This window comes from Peptoniphilus sp. HMSC062D09, from assembly GCF_001811425.1.
Taxonomy (GTDB): Bacteria; Bacillota; Clostridia; order Tissierellales; family Peptoniphilaceae; genus Peptoniphilus_A.
The window spans coordinates 2,457-2,663 of the sequence record NZ_KV804746.1; positions in this window are offsets into that span (position 1 = coordinate 2,457).

Below are 207 nucleotides of genomic sequence, written 5' to 3' on the forward strand. Positions count from 1 at the left end.
ATCACCCCCGCCCACGCGGGGACTACAAGAGGTCTTACTGGCTAGGGGTCAAAAATTCAGGATCACCCCCGCCCACGCGGGGACTACAAGAAGAAATTGAATCCTTTATGACAGTGAATGGGATCACCCCCGCCCACGCGGGGACTACGACCCCTCAACATACTTGCCACCATCATCAACAGGATCACCCCCGCCCACGCGGGGACT